This is a genomic window from Actinomadura sp. 6K520, from assembly GCF_004349245.1.
GTDB lineage: Bacteria > Actinomycetota > Actinomycetes > Streptosporangiales > Streptosporangiaceae > Spirillospora.
Map to the genome: position 1 here is coordinate 103,333 of NZ_SMLC01000001.1, position 19,250 is coordinate 122,582.

Annotated in this window: 12 protein-coding genes and 1 pseudogene; 8 read left to right on the top strand and 5 right to left on the bottom strand. The window is 73.2% G+C overall.

What is annotated here, in order from left to right; genetic code table 11:
• Window positions 1-238 precede the first annotated feature (238 nt).
• Window positions 239-1,465: an ROK family transcriptional regulator gene (locus tag E1289_RS00550; protein WP_131974071.1), complete on the top strand. Its 1,227-nt coding sequence runs from the start codon at window positions 239-241 to the stop codon at window positions 1,463-1,465.
• Between the two features lie 71 nt (window positions 1,466-1,536).
• Here E1289_RS00550 and E1289_RS40010 read toward each other — a convergent pair whose 3' ends face one another.
• On the bottom strand, window positions 1,537-1,668 hold the full coding sequence (locus tag E1289_RS40010) for a hypothetical protein (RefSeq protein WP_279486419.1): 132 nt from the start codon (window positions 1,666-1,668) through the stop codon (window positions 1,537-1,539).
• Window positions 1,669-1,899: 231 nt separating this feature from the next.
• On the opposite strand from E1289_RS40010, the gene secA2 reads away from it, so the two are divergent.
• On the top strand, window positions 1,900-4,248 hold the full coding sequence (secA2, locus tag E1289_RS00555) for an accessory Sec system translocase SecA2 (protein WP_131974072.1): 2,349 nt from the start codon (window positions 1,900-1,902) through the stop codon (window positions 4,246-4,248).
• Window positions 4,249-4,252: 4 nt separating this feature from the next.
• Here the strand turns inward: secA2 and E1289_RS00560 are convergent, their stop codons facing one another.
• On the bottom strand, window positions 4,253-4,885 hold the full coding sequence (locus tag E1289_RS00560; protein WP_131974073.1) for a TetR/AcrR family transcriptional regulator: 633 nt from the start codon (window positions 4,883-4,885) through the stop codon (window positions 4,253-4,255).
• A 91-nt stretch (window positions 4,886-4,976) separates the two neighbouring features.
• Between E1289_RS00560 and E1289_RS00565 the strand changes: the two are divergent.
• Window positions 4,977-5,810: pseudogene (locus E1289_RS00565) on the top strand (DMT family transporter); the annotation flags it as partial.
• Window positions 5,811-5,839: 29 nt separating this feature from the next.
• Here the strand turns inward: E1289_RS00565 and E1289_RS00570 are convergent.
• Window positions 5,840-10,468 (bottom strand): ATP-dependent helicase, encoded by a 4,629-nt coding sequence (locus E1289_RS00570; RefSeq protein ID WP_131974074.1) that lies wholly within the window; start codon window positions 10,466-10,468, stop codon window positions 5,840-5,842.
• Between the two features lie 121 nt (window positions 10,469-10,589).
• Between E1289_RS00570 and E1289_RS00575 the strand changes: the two genes are divergently transcribed.
• Both E1289_RS00575 and E1289_RS00580 read left to right on the top strand, forming a co-directional pair.
• Entirely contained in the window at window positions 10,590-11,888 is a 1,299-nt protein-coding gene (locus tag E1289_RS00575; RefSeq protein ID WP_131974075.1) for an alpha/beta hydrolase, read from the top strand.
• A gap of 28 nt (window positions 11,889-11,916) precedes the next feature.
• Window positions 11,917-12,111 carry a DUF3046 domain-containing protein gene (locus tag E1289_RS00580; RefSeq protein ID WP_131974076.1) on the top strand — a complete coding sequence of 65 codons (195 nt, stop codon included), beginning with the start codon at window positions 11,917-11,919 and terminating at the stop codon, window positions 12,109-12,111.
• Between the two features lie 54 nt (window positions 12,112-12,165).
• Here E1289_RS00580 and E1289_RS00585 read toward each other — a convergent pair whose 3' ends face one another.
• Entirely contained in the window at window positions 12,166-13,035 is an 870-nt protein-coding gene (locus E1289_RS00585) for an ATP-grasp domain-containing protein (protein WP_131974077.1), read from the bottom strand.
• A gap of 245 nt (window positions 13,036-13,280) precedes the next feature.
• Here E1289_RS00585 and recA point away from each other — a divergent pair, with 245 nt between their 5' ends.
• The 3 genes from recA to rny all read left to right on the top strand — a co-directional run bounded on the left by recA (window position 13,281) and on the right by rny (window position 17,062).
• Entirely contained in the window at window positions 13,281-14,405 is a 1,125-nt protein-coding gene (gene recA / locus E1289_RS00590) for a recombinase RecA (RefSeq protein ID WP_131974078.1), read from the top strand.
• Between the two features lie 192 nt (window positions 14,406-14,597).
• The gene (locus E1289_RS00595) at window positions 14,598-15,149 is read left to right on the top strand and encodes a regulatory protein RecX (protein ID WP_207928703.1); all 552 of its coding nucleotides are present in this window, start codon (window positions 14,598-14,600) and stop codon (window positions 15,147-15,149) included.
• A 341-nt stretch (window positions 15,150-15,490) separates the two neighbouring features.
• Window positions 15,491-17,062 (top strand): ribonuclease Y, encoded by a 1,572-nt coding sequence (gene rny, locus E1289_RS00600; protein WP_131974080.1) that lies wholly within the window; start codon window positions 15,491-15,493, stop codon window positions 17,060-17,062.
• A gap of 92 nt (window positions 17,063-17,154) precedes the next feature.
• Here rny and E1289_RS00605 read toward each other — a convergent pair whose 3' ends face one another.
• Window positions 17,155-19,182: a prolyl oligopeptidase family serine peptidase gene (locus E1289_RS00605; RefSeq protein WP_131974081.1), complete on the bottom strand. Its 2,028-nt coding sequence runs from the start codon at window positions 19,180-19,182 to the stop codon at window positions 17,155-17,157.
• Window positions 19,183-19,250: the final 68 nt, after the last annotated feature.

Here is a 19,250-nt window from a genome sequence, read left to right on the forward strand (position 1 = left end):
GCTTCGCCTCGCGCGGCCTGGTGGCCTGCGGTGCGAGTGGACACGGCCCGGACCCTTTAGGGTCCCAGCCATGCCCCTCTCGCGTTCGCATCGCACGCGGGCGCCCTGCTCGCCAGTCGGCGCTCTGCGAGCGCCCCCTGCCCGGGGTATGGACCAGTTGGCGCCTGGGCGTAAACTAACAAGAAACTTTCCTAAACAAAACTGCTCGTTAGCGGATTGAGACTTCGAGGGGTACCGCATGGCCGCCAACCGCCCGGGAACGCCGAGGCTGCTGCGTGAACTCAACGACCGCGCGGCGCTGGACCTGCTCGTCGAGCAGGGGCCGCTGACCCGCGCGCAGATCGGCGAGCACACCGGGCTGTCCAAGGTGACCGCGTCCCAGTTGCTGTCCAGGCTGGAGGACCGCGGGCTCGTCGCGGTCGTCGGGTCGCAGGCGGGCGGACGCGGGCCGAACGCCGCCCTGTACGCCGTCGTCCCGTCCAGTGCCTATGTCGCGGGCCTGGAGGTGGGGCCGGACGGGGTCACCGCCGGCGTCGCCGACATCACCGGCCAGATCGCCGCCCAGGTCACCGTCGACCCGAACGGCGCCGACGAGCCGGTGAAGATGGTGCACAGCGCCGTCGTCAAGGCGTGCCGCTCGGCGAAGGTCGCGCTGTCGAAGCTGAACGCGTTCGTCATCGGCACCCCGGGCGTCGTCGACCCGAGGTCCGGCGACGTCCAGTTCTCCTTCGACCTGCCCGCCTGGCACGAGGGCGTCCTCGCCGCGCTGCGGACCGACCTGCGGCGGCCGGTGACGATAGAGAACGACGTGAACCTCGCCGCCGTCGCCGAGCGCGCGTACGGCGCCGCGCGCGACGCCGACGACTTCGCCCTCATGTGGTTCGACCGCGGCATGGGCATGTCGGTGACGCTGGGCGGGCGGCTGCACCGCGGCCGCTCCGGCGGCGCCGGCGAGATCGGCTACCTGCCGGTCCCCGGGGCGCCGCTGCCGCTCGGCACCGCCCGGCGCGGCCCGGCCGACGAGGGCGTGACCGAGTCGACGTCCTGGGGGATCCCGACCCTCGCCGGCGGCTACGGCGCCCTGGTCGGCGCGGACGGGGTCCGCGCCCTCGCCCACGAGCACGGCATCACCGAGCCGACCGCGGTGGAGTGCGTCCGCGCGGCCGCCGCCGACGAGGACTGCGGCGGCGCGTTCCTGGACGACCTGGCCCGCCGCATCTCCTACGGCGTGACGTCGGTCAACATCGTCCTCGACCCCGGGCTCGTCGTGCTGTCGGGCAGCCTCGGCCGCGCCGGCGGGGAACCCCTCGCCACCCGCATCGAAGAGATCGTCGGACGTATCAGCCCGACCCGTCCGTCCGTGGCGGTGACCGAGGTGGCGGGCAATCCCGTCCTGCGCGGCGCCCTGCACGCGGCACTCGAACGGGCACGCGACGACGTCTTCTCGGCGTCGGGGGAGTCCTAGCGAAGCGAAGAGCGCCCCCAGCCGGTGGGGGCGCTCTATGGAGCGTTCCCGTCGTGCTCCTTGGCGGTGTCTTACTTGGCGGCCGTCGCCACCGCCCGCGGCGGGAGCCGCCGCGGGTCGCTGATCGCCCGGTCGAGGACCGTCCGGCTGATGACCTGGCGCTTGCGCCGGATCGCGGCGGCCTTGCGTGCCGTAGGTGTCATGCGAAACCCCGTTCCGCGGTGGCGCCTTGCCCTGCCACCGCAACCCCGTGATGCACCCATGCTTTCAAACGCGCGGGGCCGGGAGATCCGTCTGAGGAATGAAATCGAGGTCAGACCAAGTGGGGAGGGCACACCGGGACGACCCGGCGGCGGCGCCCTGGGATCATGGAGGGGATCGCAGTACCGTACCCGCCGTGGGAGAACCCGTGACCGATGAACAGAGGCGGCGCCATGGCGCTGCGTGACCGGCTGCGGCGGCTCGTCCAGAAGCCGGGGAGCGTCGATCTGGCGCCGTTCCGCGCCCTGGTCGAGGAGGCCGGCCGGCGCGAGTCCCGGGTCCGGGGGCTCTCGGACGGCGAGCTGACCGCCGCCGTTGCCGCCCTGCGCGCGGAGGAGGACCTCGCGGAACTCTGCGCCCTCGGGCGGGAGGCCGCCCGCCGGACGCTGGGCGAGCGCCCGTTCGACGTGCAGCTCATCGGGACGCTCGCGCTGCTGTCCGGGCACGTCGCGGAGATGGCCACCGGCGAGGGCAAGACCCTCTCCGGCGCCCTCGCCGCGGCCGGGTACGCGCTGCGCGGCCGGCAGGTCCACGTGATGTCGGTCAACGACTACCTCGCGCGCCGCGACGCCGAATGGATGGGCCCGCTGTACGAGCTGCTCGGCGTGACGACCGGCTGGGTCGGGCAGTCGTCCACACCGGAGGAGCGGCGCGCGGCGTACCGGGCCGACGTGACGTACGCGCCGGTCAGCGAGATCGGCTTCGACCTGCTGCGGGACCGGCTGGCCACCGACCCGGACGGCATCGTGCAGCCCGAGCCCGCCGTCGCGCTGCTCGACGAGGCCGACTCGGTGCTGGTGGACGAGGCGATGGTGCCGCTCGTGCTCGCGGGCGCCGCGGACCTCGACTCCGCCGACCCCCGGTACGCCGACCTCGTCCGTCGGCTGCGTCCCGGCCTGCACTACTCCACCGACGAGGAGGCCCGCAACGTCCAGCTCACGGCGGAGGGGACGCGGGAGGTCGAGCGCGTCCTGGGCGTCGACCTCTACGCGCCCGAGCAGCTGCGCACCCTCACCGCCGTGAACGTGGCCCTGCACGCCGAGGTCCTGCTCCACCGCGACGTGGACTACATCGTCCGGGACGGCGCGGTGAAGCTGATCAGCGAGTCGCGAGGACGGGTGGCGCTGCTGCAGCGCTGGCCGGACGGCCTGCAGGCCGCGGTCGAGGCGAAGGAGGCCCTGGAGGCGTCGCCCAGCGGGGAGATCCTCGACTCGATCACCGTCCAGGAACTGATCGGGCGCTACCCCGTCCGGTGCGGCATGACCGGCACGGCGATGGCCGTCGCGCCGCAGCTCACCGAGTTCTACTCGCTGCAGATCGCGGTGATCCCGCCGAACACGCCCTGCGTCCGCGAGGACCGGCCCGACCGCCTGTACGCGACCGCCGCCGACAAGGAGGTCGCGCTCGTCGAGGAGATCGCCGCCGCGCACGCCGCCGGCCGCCCGGTGCTGATCGGCACCGGCGACGTCGCCGAGTCCGAGCGGCTGGCGCGCCGGCTGCGCCGCGCCGGCCTCGACCCGGTCGTGCTCAACGCCAAGAACGACGCCGAGGAGGCCGCGATCATCGCCGAGGCCGGGGCGTACGGCGCGATCACCGTCTCCACCCAGATGGCCGGGCGCGGCACCGACATCCGCCTCGGCGGCAGCCCCTCGCGGGGCACCGGCGGGGCGCCCGCGGCGCCCGGCACCGCCTCCGCCGAGGCGGGCGGGAGCGACCACGACCGCGTCGCGGCGGCGGGGGGCCTCCTGGTCATCGGCACCGGCCGCTACCACAGCAGCCGCCTGGACGACCAGCTCAGGGGCCGCGCCGGACGCCAGGGCGACCCGGGCGGCTCGGTGTTCCTCACCAGCCTCCAGGACGACCTCGTCACCCGCTACGCGCCCGACGAGCGGCCGAAGGCGGCCTCGGACGACGACGGGCTCATCACGGACAAGGGCGCCCACTGGATCGTCGGGCACGCGCAGCGCGTCGCCGAGGGCGTCGACCTCGAACTGCACCGCAACACCTGGCGCTACAACCACCTGATCGGCCTGCAGCGCCGCGAGCTGCTCGCGGAGCGCGACGCAGTCCTGCACGGCGACGCCGCCGACCGGGCGATGGCGGCGGAGGCCGCCGGGCGGCACGCCGAGCTGACCGGGATCGCGGGTGCGGACGCGGTGGCGGCGGCCGCGCGGCAGATCGTCCTGTACCAGCTGGACCGCTGCTGGGCCGAGCACCTCGCCTACCTCGCGGACCTCCGCGAGGGCATCCACCTGCGGTCGCTCGGCCGGGGCCTCGACCCGCTGGTCGAGTTCAACCGGGAGGCGGTTCCGGCGGGCAAGCGGCTCCTCGGCGACGCCCGGAAGCGCTCGATCGCCGCGTTCGAGGCGCTCACCGCCTCCGCGGACGGCATCGACCTCGACTCCGCGGGGCTCAAGCGGCCGTCGGCGACGTGGACGTACCTCGTCCACGACAACCCCTTCGGCTCCCTGGACGAACGCGCCCTGCGCGGCCTGATCAACATGTTCAAGGGCCGCCGCTGACCCGTCAGCCGCCGGTGGGCAGGCCCGTGCCGGGTAGGTCCGTGCCAGGCAGGATCGTGTCGGGCAGGATCGTGCCGGGCACGAGCGCGTCGGCGGCGGCGCGGGCCTTCGCCGCGGCGTCGCGGACGCCGCCGACGCTGAACGCGACCACCGCGCCCTCGTGCAGGATGAGGAGCTGGTCGGCCAGGGCGCCGTCCGCGCCGCCGGTCAGGCCGGCGTAGAGGTCCCTGATCCATGCCTTCTGCTCGGCGGCGACCGCGTGGACCGGGTGGCCGGGGTCGGGGAGTTCGGCGCAGGCGTTCACCATCGAGCAGCCGCGCGCGGACTCGGTGCTCAGCCAGTCCCCGAGGGCGTCGAAAGTGGCGAGGACGCGCTCCCGGGCGTCCGGGACGGCGGCGAGCCGGCCGGTCAGGAAGTCGCGCCAGCGTTCGTCGCGGGCACGCAGGTAGGCGAGGATCAGCGCGTCCTTGGAGCCGAACCGGTCGTAGACGGTCTTCTTGGTGACCCCGGCCTGGGCGGCGATCAGCTCCATGCCGACGGAGCCGATGCCGCGCTCGTAGAACAGCTCGTTCGCGGCCTGGAGCACGCGCCGGGCGGCCGGCGTGAGCGGCCGTTCCTGCGCGGTGGTGCCGGGCATGGCGGCTCCCTTCCCTTGACGTACACCACAAGTATACATACCGGTATAGCTACTATGTATCTATACCGGTATGTATACCTGGGGAGTGATCATGGCCGTGCGCCACCCGGACGCCCTGCTCGGCGCCGCCTTCGTCGTCACCTGGAGCTCCGGCTTCATCGGCGCGGAGCTCGGCTCCGGGCACGCACCCGCGAGCGCGCTGCTCGCCTGGCGACTGATCATCGCCACCGCCCTCCTCGGCGCGCTGCTCGCCCGGCGGCGCCGCCGGATCCCGCCCCGGGACCTCGCCCTGCACGCCGTCATCGGGGTGCTGGGGCAGGGCGGCTACCTGTACGGCGTCTTCGCGGCCGTCGACCACGGCGTCGCCGCCGGCATCAGCAGCCTGATCGCGGCCCTCCAGCCGCTCGTCGCGGTCGCCCTCGCCGTCCCGCTGCTCGGGGAGCCGATCACCCGGCGGCAGCTCGCCGGGTTCGTCGGCGGCCTCGCCGGGGTGGCCCTCGTCGTCGGCGGCGACCTGCGCGGCGGCGCCCCCGCCTGGGCGTACCTGCTTCCGTTCGCCGCGATGCTGTCGCTGGTCGCCGCGACCCTCGTCGAGCGGCGCACCCGCCCGGCCCTCGCGCTTCCCGAGGCCCTCGCCGTGCAGGCCGGTGTCGCCACGGTGCTGTTCTCCGGCCTCGCGGGCGCCGAGGGCACGCTCGTCCCGCCCGCCGAGCCGGCCTTCTGGGCGGCCATCGCCCTGCTCGTCATCGTCGCGATGTTCGGCGGGTACGGGCTGTACTGGGTCAACGTCCGCCGGACCGGCGTCACCCGGGTCTCGGCACTGCTGTACCTCACCCCGCCGACCACGATGATCTGGAGCTGGCTGATGTTCGGCAGCACGCTGACCCCGCTCTCGCTCCTGGGCGTCCTGGTGTGCGGCGCCGCCGTCACCGTCGCGCTGCGGGGCCCGGCGGATCAGGCGCGCAGCCGCAGGCCGCGGGGCGTGGGATGGAAGCCGGCCGACTCCAGCGCGGCGGCCAGCGGCGAGTCGGCGATCGCCGCGCCGTCGGCGCGCTCGACCGTCAGCTTCCCGAGGACGCCCTCCCGGACGGCGAGCGCGAGCGCGTCCACCGCCGGTTGCAGGACGCCGGGATCGTCGTCCCAGGTCAGCAGCGAACGGCCGCCCCGCTCGACGTAGAGGACGAGCCGGCCCTCGGTGAGCACGACCAGCGCCCCCGCCTTGCGTCCCGGCTTGTGCCCGCTGGCGACCTCGTCGGCGCGCTCGGGCCAGGGCAGCGCCGCGCCGTACGGGTTCGCCGGATCGGCGGCGGCCAGCACGAGGGCACGGTCGTCCGGCCGGCGGGGCGTCTCCCAGAGCGCGGAGATGTCGTCCGGGGGAGCGGCCGGCGCCGGGCGGAGCGCGCGGAGCCGGTCGACCGCGCCCGGCAGCGCGAACTGGGCCGCGCCCAGGCCCTCGACGAAGTAGCCGCGCCTGCAGCGGCCGGTCTCCTCGAACGCGCGCAGGACGGGGTACACGGCGGAGAACCCGCCCGGTGTCCGCTCGGCCGCGACCGCGCCGCGAATGACGATGCCGTACCGCTCCAGCAGCGCCTCCGCGAGGGCGTGCGACCGGAGGGTCGCGGCGGCCTCGCGTCCGGGGAGGGTCCACCAGCGTCCCGCGACCGTGGGAGGGCCCGTCCGGGACGGCAGGACGGGCCGGCCGCGCCGCGTCGTCCGCGAGCGGTGCGTCGGACGGCCCGAGCCGAGGGCGGCGCGCAGCGGGGCCATCGTGTCGTTGGTGAGATGCCCGGCCCAGACGAGGTCCCACACGGCGGTGGCGAGGTCGGCGTCGGCGGCGGTCACGTGCGCGTTCACCCGGTCGGACAGGGCCCGGAAGAACAGCGCGCCGCCATCGCCGAGCGTGTCGAGCACGGCCTGGTGCGCCTGCGTCAGGGTGATCTCGGCGGGTTCCGGCATGAGGAGCGGGGCGGTGTCGGCCAGGTAGAGCGCCACCCAGCCGTCGCCGCCCGGCAGGCCGCCCTGGCCCGCCCACACGACCTCGCCCGCGGAGGTCAGCTCGTCCAGCATGGCCGGGGTGTAGCCCGGGACCCGCGACGGCAGGACCAGCGACTCCAGCGCCGACGCGGGCACGGCGGCGCCCTGGAGCTGCTCGATGGCCTGGACGAGCGCGTCGACGCCGCGCAGCCTCGACCCGCCCGCGATACCGTGCCAGGCGGGCAGGAAACGGCCGAGCGACTCCGGCGGCGACGGCTCCACCTCGGCGCGCAGCCGGGCCAGCGACCGGCGCCGGAGCGTCCGCAGCACGCCCGTGTCGCACCATTCGCTCGTCAGCGGGCCCGGCACGGTCTCGACGGGCAGGAACTCGCCCTCGACGACCCGTCCCGCGCCCGCCAGCCTCCGCAGCGTCTCGTTGACCACGGCCACGCCCAGCCCGAAGCGCGCCGCCGGCTCGCCCGCCCGGAACGGGCCGTGCGTGCGCGCGTACCGGGAGACCAGGTCGCCGAGCGGGTCGTCCACCGGTTCGAGGAACGCCTCGGGGACGCCCACGGGCAGCGGCGCGCCGAGCGCGTCGCGGAGCCGCCCCGCGTCCTCGACGGCCGCCCAGCGTTCCTCCCCGGCGATCCTGACGCGGATCACCCGCCGCGTCGCCTCCAGCTCCTCCAGCCACCGCGACGCCCGCACGAGCGCATCGGCGGCGCCTTCCGGCGCGTCCGTGGTGAGGGTCCGTTCGGCCGCCTCCGCCGTCGTGAGCGGGCCGAGGCCGCGCAGGAGGTCGGCGACGCCCTCGAGGTCGCGGGCGCGGCGGTCGGTGGCGAGGCGCTGCAGCTCGCGTTCGGTGTCGGTCACCGCCTCCGGGTCGAGGAGCTCGCGGAGATCGGCCTGGCCGAGCAGCTCCGACAGCAGCGCCGAGTCGAGCGCGAGCGCCTGCGCGCGGCGTTCGGCGAGGGGGGAGTCGCCCTCGTACATGAACGCGCCGACGTAGTGGAACAGCAGGGAGCGGGCGTAGGGGGACGGCTCGGGCGTCTCCACCTCCACCATGCGGATCTTGCGTCCGGACACGTCGCGCATCAGCTGCACCAGGCCGGGGACGTCGAACACGTCCTGCAGGCACTCGCGCATCGTCTCCAGCACGATGGGGAACGACGGGTACCTGCTCGCGACGGCCAGCAGCTGCGCGGCGCGCTGGCGCTGCTGCCAGAGCGGCATGCGCCGGTCCGGCCGGCGGCGGGGGAGCAGCAGCGAGCGCGCCGCGCACTCGCGGAACCGCGCCGCGAACAGCGCCGAACCGCCCAGCTCGTCCACGACGACGCGCTCGATTTCGTCGGCGTCGAAGACGGCCAGGTCGAGCCCCGGTGGCTCGTCCATGTCGGGGATGCGGATGACGATGCCGTCGTCGGCGTGCATGGCCTGCGCGTCGACGCCGTACCGTTCGCGCAGGCGGCCCGCCATGGCGAGGGCCCACGGCGCGTGCACCCGCGCGCCCAGCGGGGAGTGGACGACCATCCGCCAGTCACCGAGTTCGTCGCGGAACCGCTCGACCACCATCGTCCGGTCGTCGGGGACGTGCCCGGTCGCCTCCCGCTGCTCGCCCACGTACGAGACGAGGTTGGCGGACGCCCACGCGTCCAGGCCGGCGGCGGACACGCGCTCGCGGGCGTCGTCGGCGGGGAGCCCGGCCAGCTCGCGGGTGAACGAACCGAGCGCGCGCCCCAGTTCGGCGGGGCGCCCGAGGGTGTCGCCGTGCCAGAACGGCAGCTTCCCGGGCTGGCCCGGAGCGGGCGACACGAGCACGCGGTCAGGGGTGATGTCCTCGATGCGCCACGAGCTGGCACCGAGGACGAACACGTCACCGACGCGCGACTCGTACACCATCTCCTCGTCGAGTTCCCCCACCCTCGACCTCCCGGGGGCTCCGGGGGTCGCCCCCCGGGTGGACAGAGCCTCGCCCACCAGGAAGACGCCGAACAGGCCGCGGTCGGGGATGGTCCCGCCGCTGGTCACCGCGAGGCGCTGCGCTCCCGGGCGGTCGTGCAGGACGCCGGTGACGCGGTCCCACACCAGGCGCGGGCGCAGCTCACCGAACTCGTCGCTCGGGTAGCGCCCGGCGAGCATGTCCAGGGTCGCCTCAAGCGCCGAGCGGGGGAGCGTGGCGTAGGGGGCGGCGCGCTTGACGAGCGACTCCAGGTCGTCGACGGTCCACTCGTCCATGGAGACCATGGCGACGATCTGCTGGGCGAGGACGTCGAGCGGGTTGCGCGGGTAGCGCAGCTCCTCGATCTCGCCGCCCCGCATGCGCTCGGCCACTACCGCCGTCTGGACGAGGTCCCCCCGGTACTTGGGGAAGATCACGCCCTTGGACACGGCGCCGACCTGGTGGCCGGCGCGTCCGACCCGCTGGAGGCCGTTGGCCACCGACGGCGGCGACTCCACCTGGACGACGAGGTCGACGGCGCCCATGTCGATGCCCAGTTCGAGGCTCGACGTCGCGACCACGGCCGGTAGCCGGCCCTCCTTGAGGGCGTTCTCGATACCGGCCCGTTCCTCCTTGGAGACCGAACCGTGATGTGCGCGGGCGATCTCCAGGGGCGCCCCTCTGGCCGTCCCCGCCTGTGCCATGGTCGCCGCCGGGGCCTGGTCTTCGGGCAGGGCGTCGCCGGTGGCCCGTTCGTAGGCGAGCTCGTTCAGGCGGCCGCACAGGCGCTCGGCCAGCCGCCGCGAGTTGGCGAACACGAGCGTCGAGCGATGGGCCTCGATGAGGTCGAGCAGGCGGTCCTCGACGTGGGGCCAGATGCTGCGCTGGCGCGGGTCGGCCGTGCCCGAGTCGTCGACGAACCGCCCCACCTCGCCCATGTCCTCCACGGGGACGACGATGTCGAGGTCGAAGACCTTGTCCGAAGGCGGCTGGACCACGGCCGCGGGCCTCGTCCCGCCCAGGAACGCCGCCACCTCGTCAGCGGGCCGGACCGTCGCCGACAGGCCGATCCGCTGGGCGGGCCGTTCGAGGAGGGCGTCGAGACGTTCGAGGGACAGCGCCAGATGCGCGCCCCGCTTGGTGCCCGCCACCGCGTGGACCTCGTCCACGATGACCGTCTCGACGCCGCGGAGCGACTCGCGCGCCCGCGAGGTGAGGATCAGGAACAGCGACTCCGGCGTCGTGATCAGGATGTCCGGCGGCTTGACGGCCAGCCGGCGGCGCTCGTCGGCGGGGGTGTCGCCCGACCGCATCCCCACCCGGACGCCGGGTTCGGGCATGCCGAGGCGGCGCGCCGCGTGCCGGATGCCGGTCAGGGGAGCGCGCAGGTTGCGCTCCACGTCCACCGCGAGGGCCTTCAGCGGCGAGACGTACAGCACCCGGCAGCGCCGCAGGGCCTCCTCCGGGACGGGGGCGGTGGCGAGCCGGTCGAGGGACCACAGGAACGCGGCCAGGGTCTTGCCGGAGCCGGTCGGCGCCACGACGAGCGTGTTGTCGCCGCTCGCGATCGACTCCCAGGCCCCCGCCTGGGCGGGGGTGGGCGCGGCGAACGCCCCGGAGAACCAGTCGCGGGTCGCCGGGGAGAAGCGTTCGAGCACGTCACCGCCCATGCCGCCATAGTGCCCCCTCGGTACGACAGTTCGGGCGGGGACGTGGCGTGCGTCACATTGTAAGCAAGCGCTTGTACGGGGCATGGTCTACGGGTAGCCGCTCGCCGCCGCCGGAGTCTCGATGCCCCACGTCATGCTCGCCCTCGGGATCCTGTTCGCCCTGGTCGCCCTCAACGCGCACGCCCCCCGGCGCGGCGCGCTCCTGCTCGCGCCGAGCTTCTTCTGCGGCTGGCTGACGATCGAGATGGCGCCGCACGTCGTCGTCGCCTGGGCCGCCGCGACCGCGCTGACGGCGGCGTTCGGCGGACTGGACGGCTGGCCGGGCTGGATCGGGTTCGTCCTGGCGATCCTCGGCATCGCGGGTGTCGCCGCGACCCTCTTCGCCTCCCGCCGTACGGTCGTCACCCTGCGGGACAGCGGCGCGCCCCTCGACCTTGACCCGGAAGGCGCGCCCCGGTACCCGGTGGCGCACCTGATCGTGCCGCAGCTGTGCCTGATCCCGCGTAAGGGCGTTCGGGTGGAGCGCAACGTCCTGTTCCATGAGGATGGCGGGCTGCGGTTGAAGCTGGACGTCTTCCGGCCCGCCGCCGAACGTTCCGGCGGTGAGTTGCGCCCCGGGCTCATGCAGATTCATGGCGGCGCCTGGGTGATCGGAGACAAGCGTGAGCAGGGGCTGCCGCTGCTCAACCACATGGCGCTCCAGGGATGGGTGGGCTTCAACGTCAACTACCGGCTCAGCCCACGTGCCACCTGGCCTGACCATCTGATCGATCTGAAGCGGTTCCTCGCCTGGTACAAGGAGCACGCCGAGGAGTACGGCGCCGACCCCGATTTTCTCTGTGTGACGGGTGGTTCCGCCGGTGGGCACCTCACGGCACTGGTGGCGTTGACCGCGAACGTGCCGGAGTTCCAGCCGGGTTTCGAGGACGTCGATACCACCGTCCAGGGCGCGGTCCCGTTCTACGGCGTCTACAACCTCTTCGAACCGGGGCCGTGGCCGCGTCCCATGGGTGCGACGCGCCTTATGGAACGCATGGTCATCAAGAAGCCCTTCGCAGCGAACCAGGAGGCGTACGCCAAGGCGTCCCCCGTCACCTACATCAGCAAGGACGCACCGCCCTTCTTCGTCATCCACGGGGACCGCGACTCACTCATCCCCGTGGCGGAGGCCCACCGATTCGTCGAACGGCTCCGGGAAGTCTCGGAGGCGCCCGTCATCTACGCGGAGATGAAGGGCGCCCAGCACGCGTTCGACGTCTTCCCCTCCTACCGGACGGCCCGCGTCATCGAGGGCGTCGAGCGCTACCTGACCGGGCTGTACCGGCAGTACCGCCAAGGGGTCCCGCCGGCCGTCCCGGGCGAGGTCTCGGAGTCCCTGGAGGGCACGGCGGCCCGGCCCCGGACCGCGGCGGCGGAGTGAAGCCCCCACCGTCCGATAGCGTGGAAAGGTGCGGCTCACAGTTTTCTGGGATCGGATGAACCAGCAGTTCGGCGAGGCCTACGCCCAAAGCGTGGCCAAGGACTACGTCATGGCCGAGCTGAACGGCCGCACCATCGAACAGGCCCTCGCCGACGGCGAACCCGCCAAGCGGGTCTGGCAGGCGGTCGTCGCCACCTTCGACGTCCCTTCGAAGCTCCGGTAGGCCCTCCGAGACTCCGGTAGCCGCGGCCTGACCCGCGGCCCGACTCCGCACCGGTCAGTCCGGGACGGGCAGGTGGGCGTACAGGTCCATCGCGTCCACGGATGAGGGCAGGTCGCTGACCTGTCCGTCACCGACCTCGACCACGCGCCACACACCGTCCGTCCGCCGCGCCAGGTCGGTCGTGATGAACCGGCAGCCCAGCGAGCGCACGGCCGGGGCGACCGCATCCAGGTCGGGGTCCAGTTCCACACCCGGACTGTCAGGATGCGGGCCGACCAGTGCCGGCTCGCCGTCCACCCACCACACGCGAGCCTCGCCCTCGCCGTCGTACTGCTCGAACTCGCGCACGACGAGACCGCCCGCCAGATGGTCGTCCCGCAGCGTGACCATCTTCGAGGCGACGTCATGAAGCCGCCCGAGGTTCTTCACGTCGGGGACGAAACACGCCTCTTCCCATTCGTGCTTGCACGACTTCACATAGTCCTTCACCACGCCCGGCCCACCGCGCAGCGGCCGCACGAGCTCTTTCAGCTCGCTGAGGTCGCCGGGGCTCTGGCCGGCGCGGAGGGGCCGCCACACGCTGTGCGGGGTCAGCCCGGCGAACGTGTCGTGCCAGCCCGGCAGCTCGTGCGCACGCCTGTAGTCGTCCGGATGCGTGAGCAGCACCGTCCCGCGCTGCTTCAGCACGGCGAAGACCGTGGCGTACTCCGTTCCGCTGAGCATCCACCCGCGGTACCAGACCGGCCCCAGATCGTCGGGCACCGCCCGGACCGCGTCGTCCACGTCGCCGCGGCGCAACGCGTCGTGATCGAGCAGGGCGATCTCGCCGTAGTGGTCGCGCACGGCCGCGGCCTCGCGCGAGAAATGCGGGTCAACGCGCCGAGGGTGGATCGGATCGACGCAGAAGAGAACGGTCAGCGTCATGATTGGAACCCTCCGTGGACGGCGCCAGCGTACGGGGTCGGGACCATGGAACGCACGGAGATTCCCACCCGAATCCGCCAACCCGGCGATGATCGAACTAATGTTCGGTAAGCTGGCCCGGTATCGCGGCGTCGTCCACAATCGCGCCCGGGCCTCGCGAAGTGTCGGAGGCCCGCCGTAGCGTCGCCCTCGACATCGCAGTCAGCGGCCGAGAGCCGACAGTCACGACGAGAAGGACACCTCACATGGCAGCGAACGACCGGGAGAAGGCTCTCGAAACCGCACTCGCCCAGATCGAGCGGCAGTTCGGCAAGGGGTCGGTCATGCGGATGGGCGAGGAGGCGCGGGCGCCGGTCGAGGTGATCCCCAGCGGCGCGATCTCCCTCGACATCGCGCTCGGCATCGGCGGCCTGCCCCGCGGCCGCGTCGTCGAGGTGTACGGCCCCGAGGGCTCCGGCAAGACGTCCATCGCGCTCCACGCCGTGGCCAGCGTCCAGAAGAAGGGCGGCATCGCCGCGTTCGTGGACGCCGAGCACGCCCTCGACCCCGAGTACGCGGCCGCCCTCGGCGTGGACATCGACGCCCTGCTGGTCTCCCAGCCCGACACCGGCGAGCAGGCACTGGAGATCACCGACATGCTGATCCGCTCCGGCGCGATCGACATCGTCGTCATCGACTCCGTCGCCGCGCTCGTCCCCCGCGCCGAGATCGAGGGCGAGATGGGCGACAGCCACGTCGGCCTCCAGGCCCGGCTCATGTCGCAGGCCCTGCGCAAGCTCACCGGCGCCATCAACACCACCAAGACGACCGCCGTCTTCATCAACCAGCTCCGCGAGAAGGTCGGCGTCATGTTCGGAAGCCCCGAGACGACGACCGGCGGCCGGGCACTGAAGTTCTACGCCTCCGTCCGGCTGGACGTCCGCCGCATCGAGACCCTCAAGGACGGCACCGAGGCGGTCGGCAACCGCGTCCGGGTCAAGGTCGTCAAGAACAAGATGGCCCCGCCGTTCCGCGTCGCCGACTTCGACCTGCTCTACGGCCAGGGCATCAGCCGCGAGGGCGGCCTGATCGACCTCGGCGTGGAGCACGGCTTCGTCCGCAAGTCCGGCGCCTGGTACACCTACGACGGCGACCAGCTCGGCCAGGGCAAGGAGAACGCCCGCAACTTCCTCAAGGCCAATCCCGACATGGCCGACGGCATCGAGAAGAAGATCAAGGAGAAGCTCGGTATCGGCCCGAAGGTCGACCGGGAGGCCGAGCCCGCCGTCCCGGCCGCCGCCCCGGACGCCGCCGCGGCGCCCGCGCCGCCGGAGACCCCCGCCAAGACCACCGGCCGGAAGACGGCCAAGGCCAAGCCGGGTGATTCCTGACCGGGAATCCCGCGATAAGGGTGACTCCTGACGAAGAGTGGGCGATGATCTCGTATGCAGGGCGGCGGCGCCTTATCCGGCATCGCACGATCGGTGCACGGACCTTCCCCGACGGCGCCGCCGCTCCCATGGCCCACCCCCACCCGCCGCGGCGCCGGCGCACCGCGAACCTACGGGCGAGGACGGATTCCGGTGGATGACCCCGACGCCAAGGCGCTCCGTGGCAAGCGGGGCGCGCCTCCGGCGGACCCCGAGGCGGCCGCGCGGGAGATCTGCCTGCGGATGCTGTCCAGGTCGCCGCGCACCCGGGCGCAGCTCGCCGACGCGCTGCGCCGCAAGGACGTGCCGGACGACGTCGCGGAACGGGTCCTCGGCCGCTTCACCGACGTCGGTCTCATCGACGACGAGGCGTTCGCGAAGGCATGGGTCCAGTCCCGCCACACCGGCCGCGGTCTCGCCAAGCGGGCCCTCGCGCACGAACTCCGCCGCCGCGGCGTCGCGGACGACACCGTCAACGACGCCGTCGAGTCGCTCGACACCGACCGGGAGGAGGCGACCGCCCGCGCCCTGGTGGCCCGCAGGCTCCCGTCGACAAGGGGCGTCGACCCCGGCAAACGCATGCGCCGCCTCGTCGGCATGCTCGCCCGCAAAGGCTACCCGCCGGGCCTCTCCTACCGGGTCGTCAAGGAGGCCCTGGCAGAGGAAGGCACGGATCTGGAAGACCTCTCCGAGCCCCTCGACTGACCCGCCCCGCTCCACCGGCCCGGCGCAGCCTCCGGCCTCGCGAAGCCCGACCGTCAAGGGCCAGGCAAGTAAGCGCCGCTTGCTCATTACCTCCGTGCCGCTTACCGTTACGGCAGTGAGGAGTTACTCCGCGTCTCGCGGATTGCCATACGACCGAGCACGTTCCAGCAGCTGAGAGGCATACAGGACACGTTCGTCGACCGGATACGGCCGAATCACCGGGGGCGCGTGGCGCGCCGCCCGGCGGTGTCATGCATCCGGCCGTCCGATGAGCGCGGGTAAATCCTCGCTAGGCAGGGTCCGGACTCCTGACGGGCCCGCGGCGAGGAAGGATCGACCTCATGGAGAGCGTCCTGCTGGGTGCAGCACTGCTGGTGGCCCTGGCCGCTCTCGTGATCATCGTCCTATGGCGTCCGGGCATGCCGGGGAAGGCGGCGGCGGAGCTGGCCCGCGCGCAGAGCGAGGCCGACGAGATCCGCGCCAAGGCCAAACGGGACGCCGAAGATGTCCTGGGGGACGCCGAACGCGACGCGCAGCGGATCGCGTCCGACGCGCGCACGAAGGCGGAGGAGGAGGGCCAGGCCCTCCGCGACGACCTGCGGAACGTCCGTGAGGACCTGGAGCGCCGCGAAGCGCGCCTCGCCGAGCGGGAGCAGCGGCTGGACGGCGAGCTGCGGCGCCTGGAGGAGTGGCAGGGGCGGCTCGCCGAGACCAAGAAGGCCCTCGAAGCCCGCGAAAGGGAACTCGACGGCGTCGCGGAGGAACGCCGCAAGGTCCTGGAGCGCGCGGCCGGCCTCACCGCCGAGCAGGCCAGGGCGGAACTCGTCGCGGCGGTCGAGAACCAGGCCAAGCGGGAGGCCATCCCGATCACCCGCGAGATCGAGAACGCGGCGCGCGCCGAGGGCGACAAGCGCGCCCGCAAGATCGTGACGCTGGCGATCCAGCGGGTCGCCAGCGAGCAGACGGCCGAGTCGGTCGTGTCGGTGCTGCACCTGCCGAGCGACGAGATGAAGGGCCGCATCATCGGCCGCGAGGGCCGCAACATCCGCGCGTTCGAGACCACCACCGGCGTCAACCTGATCATCGACGACACGCCCGAGGCGGTCCTGCTGAGCTGCTTCGACCCGGTGCGGCGCGAGGTCGGGCGGCTGACGCTGGAGAAGCTCGTCCTGGACGGCCGGATCCACCCGCAGCGCATCGAGGAGATCTACGAGCGCAGCAAGAGCGACGTGGAGCAGCTGTGCGTGCGCGCCGGGGAGGACGCGCTCGTCGAGGTCGGCATCGCCGACATGCACCCGGAGCTCATCGCGCTGCTCGGCCAGCTGCGGTACCGCACGTCCTACGGGCAGAACGTGCTGAAGCACCTGATCGAGTCCGCGCACATCGCGGGCATCATGGCGAGCGAGCTGCGGCTCCCGGTGGACATCGCCAAGCGCGGCACGCTGCTGCACGACATCGGCAAGGCGCTGACCCACGAGGTCGAGGGCAGCCACGCGCTGATCGGCGCGGAGATCGCCCGCCGCTACGGCGAGCCCGAGGACGTCGTCCACGCCATCGAGGCGCACCACAACGAGGTCGAGGTCCGCACGGTCGAGGCCGTGCTGACCCAGGCCGCCGACGCCGTCAGCGGCAGCCGCCCGGGGGCGCGCAGGGAGTCCCTGGAGGCGTACGTCAAGCGGCTGGAACGGCTGGAGGAGATCGCCCGCGACAAGCACCCCGGCGTGGAGAAGGTCTTCGCGATGCAGGCCGGCCGGGAGATCCGGGTGATGGTCAAACCCGACGCCGTCGACGACATCCAGGCCCAGGTCATCGCCCGCGACATCGCCAAGCAGGTCGAGGACGAGCTGACGTACCCGGGGCAGATCCGCGTCACCGTCGTCCGGGAGTCGCGCGCCACCGAATTCGCCCGCTGACCCGCACCCCCGGGACCGGACACCGGGTCTCAGGAGCGTGGCGGCCGGGACGGCCGGGCCCGTCCGCCGGCGCGGGGGCGGACGGGCGGGTCTCAGCCGACCGTCAGGTGGATCGGTTCCACGCCGCGGGGTTCGAAGCCGAGGGTCTGGCCGTAGAACGCCAGCTCCGCCTCCAGGCAGCGGATGACGGTGTCCGCCCGGCGGAAGCCGTGCGACTCGCCCTCGAACGTGAGGTAGGCGTACGGCATCTTCTTCCCCGCCAGCGCCAGCGCGAAGCGCTCGGACTGGTCGGGCGGCACCACCGGGTCGTTGAGGCCCTGCAGCAGCAGGACGGGGCAGGCCGTCCTGTCGGCGCTGCCGAGCGGTGAACGCTCCTCGTAGGCGCGCTCGAACCCGGGCAGCGGGCCGATCAGCCCGAACAGGTAGTGGGACTCGAAGTCGTGCGTGGCCTCGGCGAAGCTCTGCAGGTCGCTGATCCCGTAGTAGGACGTCGCGGCCTTGAAGACGTCCGTGCGGGTGATGGCGGCGAGCGTCGTCCAGCCGCCCGCGGAGCCGCCGCGGATCGCGAGCCGGGCGGGGTCGGCGATCCCGCCGTCGACGAGGGCCCGCGCGGCGGCGACGGCGTCCTCGACGTCCACGACGCCCCACTGGCGGCGCAGCCGCTCGCGGTAGGCGCGGCCGTAGCCGGTCGATCCGCCGTAGTTGACGTCGATGACGCCGATGCCGCGGCTGGTGAAGAACGCCCGCTCCAGGTCGAGGGTCGTCGAGACGTGTCCCGTGGGCCCGCCGTGCACGAACACCACGTACGGCGGCAGCTCGCCCTCCGGGGCGGCGGCCTCCGGGTTGGCCGGCGGGAAGACGTAGGCGTGGACGGGACGCCCGAACGGCCCCTCCAGGCGTTCGGCGCGCGGCCGCGACAGGTAGGCCACGTCGGGCAGCTCGGCCAGCTCGCGGCGCAGCCCCTCGACGCGGCCGGTGGTGGTGTCCACCCGCACGACCGACGTGGGCAGGTCGGGCCCGCCGGCGATGCCGACGATCGTCGTGCCGTCCGTGGACAGCTGCGGCTGCCAGTGCCCGTACGGCACCTCCAGGTCGGTGAGGTCCAGCGTCTCCGGGTCGTAGACGCCGAGGCGCAGGTCGCCCTCGCCGTGCAGGACGGCGAGGCGCCCGTCGCCGAGCAGCGCGTACGGCATGCCGCCGAGCTGCCACAGCGGGCCCGCGAACTCCTCCTCGGCCGGGTAGAGGGCCTGCGGCGACTCGCCGTGCAGGCCGACCTGGTAGATGTTCCACCAGCCCGGCCAGTCGCAGATGACGTAAAGGGACTCGCTGTCGCGCCACAGCGGCGCGAGCGCCGACTCCTTGAGGCCGCCCTTGACGGTACGGGGCGCGACCGTGGTGCCGTCCTCGATCGCCGCCACGCGGATCTCGGTGCCGTCCCACGGCATGCGCGGGTGGTTCCACTGCACCCACGCCAGGTGGCCGCCGCCGGGCGACGGGGCGGGGGAGGCGTAGAAGTCGGCGCCGGTGACCAGTTCGCGGATCGCGCCGGCGTCGTCGGCGGCGCTCCCGTCGAGGGGAACGGCCACGATGGCGCGCCTGATGCCCGTGACGGGCTCGTCGGCCGCGGGGGCCTCCGCACCCTCGCCCCCCTCGGGTTCGGCCCGCGGCGCGGCGATGTGGCCCTCGCAGACGCACCAGATCTCTGTGCCGTCGGGGGACAGGACGTAGTCGGCGTAGCGCAGCCCCGCCGGGACGGCCGGCTCGGGGGTCAGCGGGTACGGCTTCGGGTCGCCCTCGTCGAGCCGGTGGAGCCGCTGGTCGTCGTAGTTGGAGAAGACGATCGACCGGCCGGCGGCGGTGCGGACCGGCAGGTACGACCGCCCGCCGTACTCGTGGACGCGGGTGCGGGCGTCCCACGGCGCCTGGAGCAGCTCGGTGCGGTGCCCGCCCTTGAGATGGATGACCGTGGTCCGCCCGCCCTCCTCGGGCCGCGTCTCCTGCCACCACACGTCGCTGCCCTCGACGGTGGGGAAGCTGAGGCGCAGCCGGGCGCGGGCGACGTCGGCCGCGGAGATGGGGGATGGCCATGAGCCATAGGGAAGGGTCGCACGAGCGGTCATACCAGGAATCGTCCCGCATACGGGGACGTGTTGGGGTGATGACGGGCCGTTTGACTTCGGAAAGATAC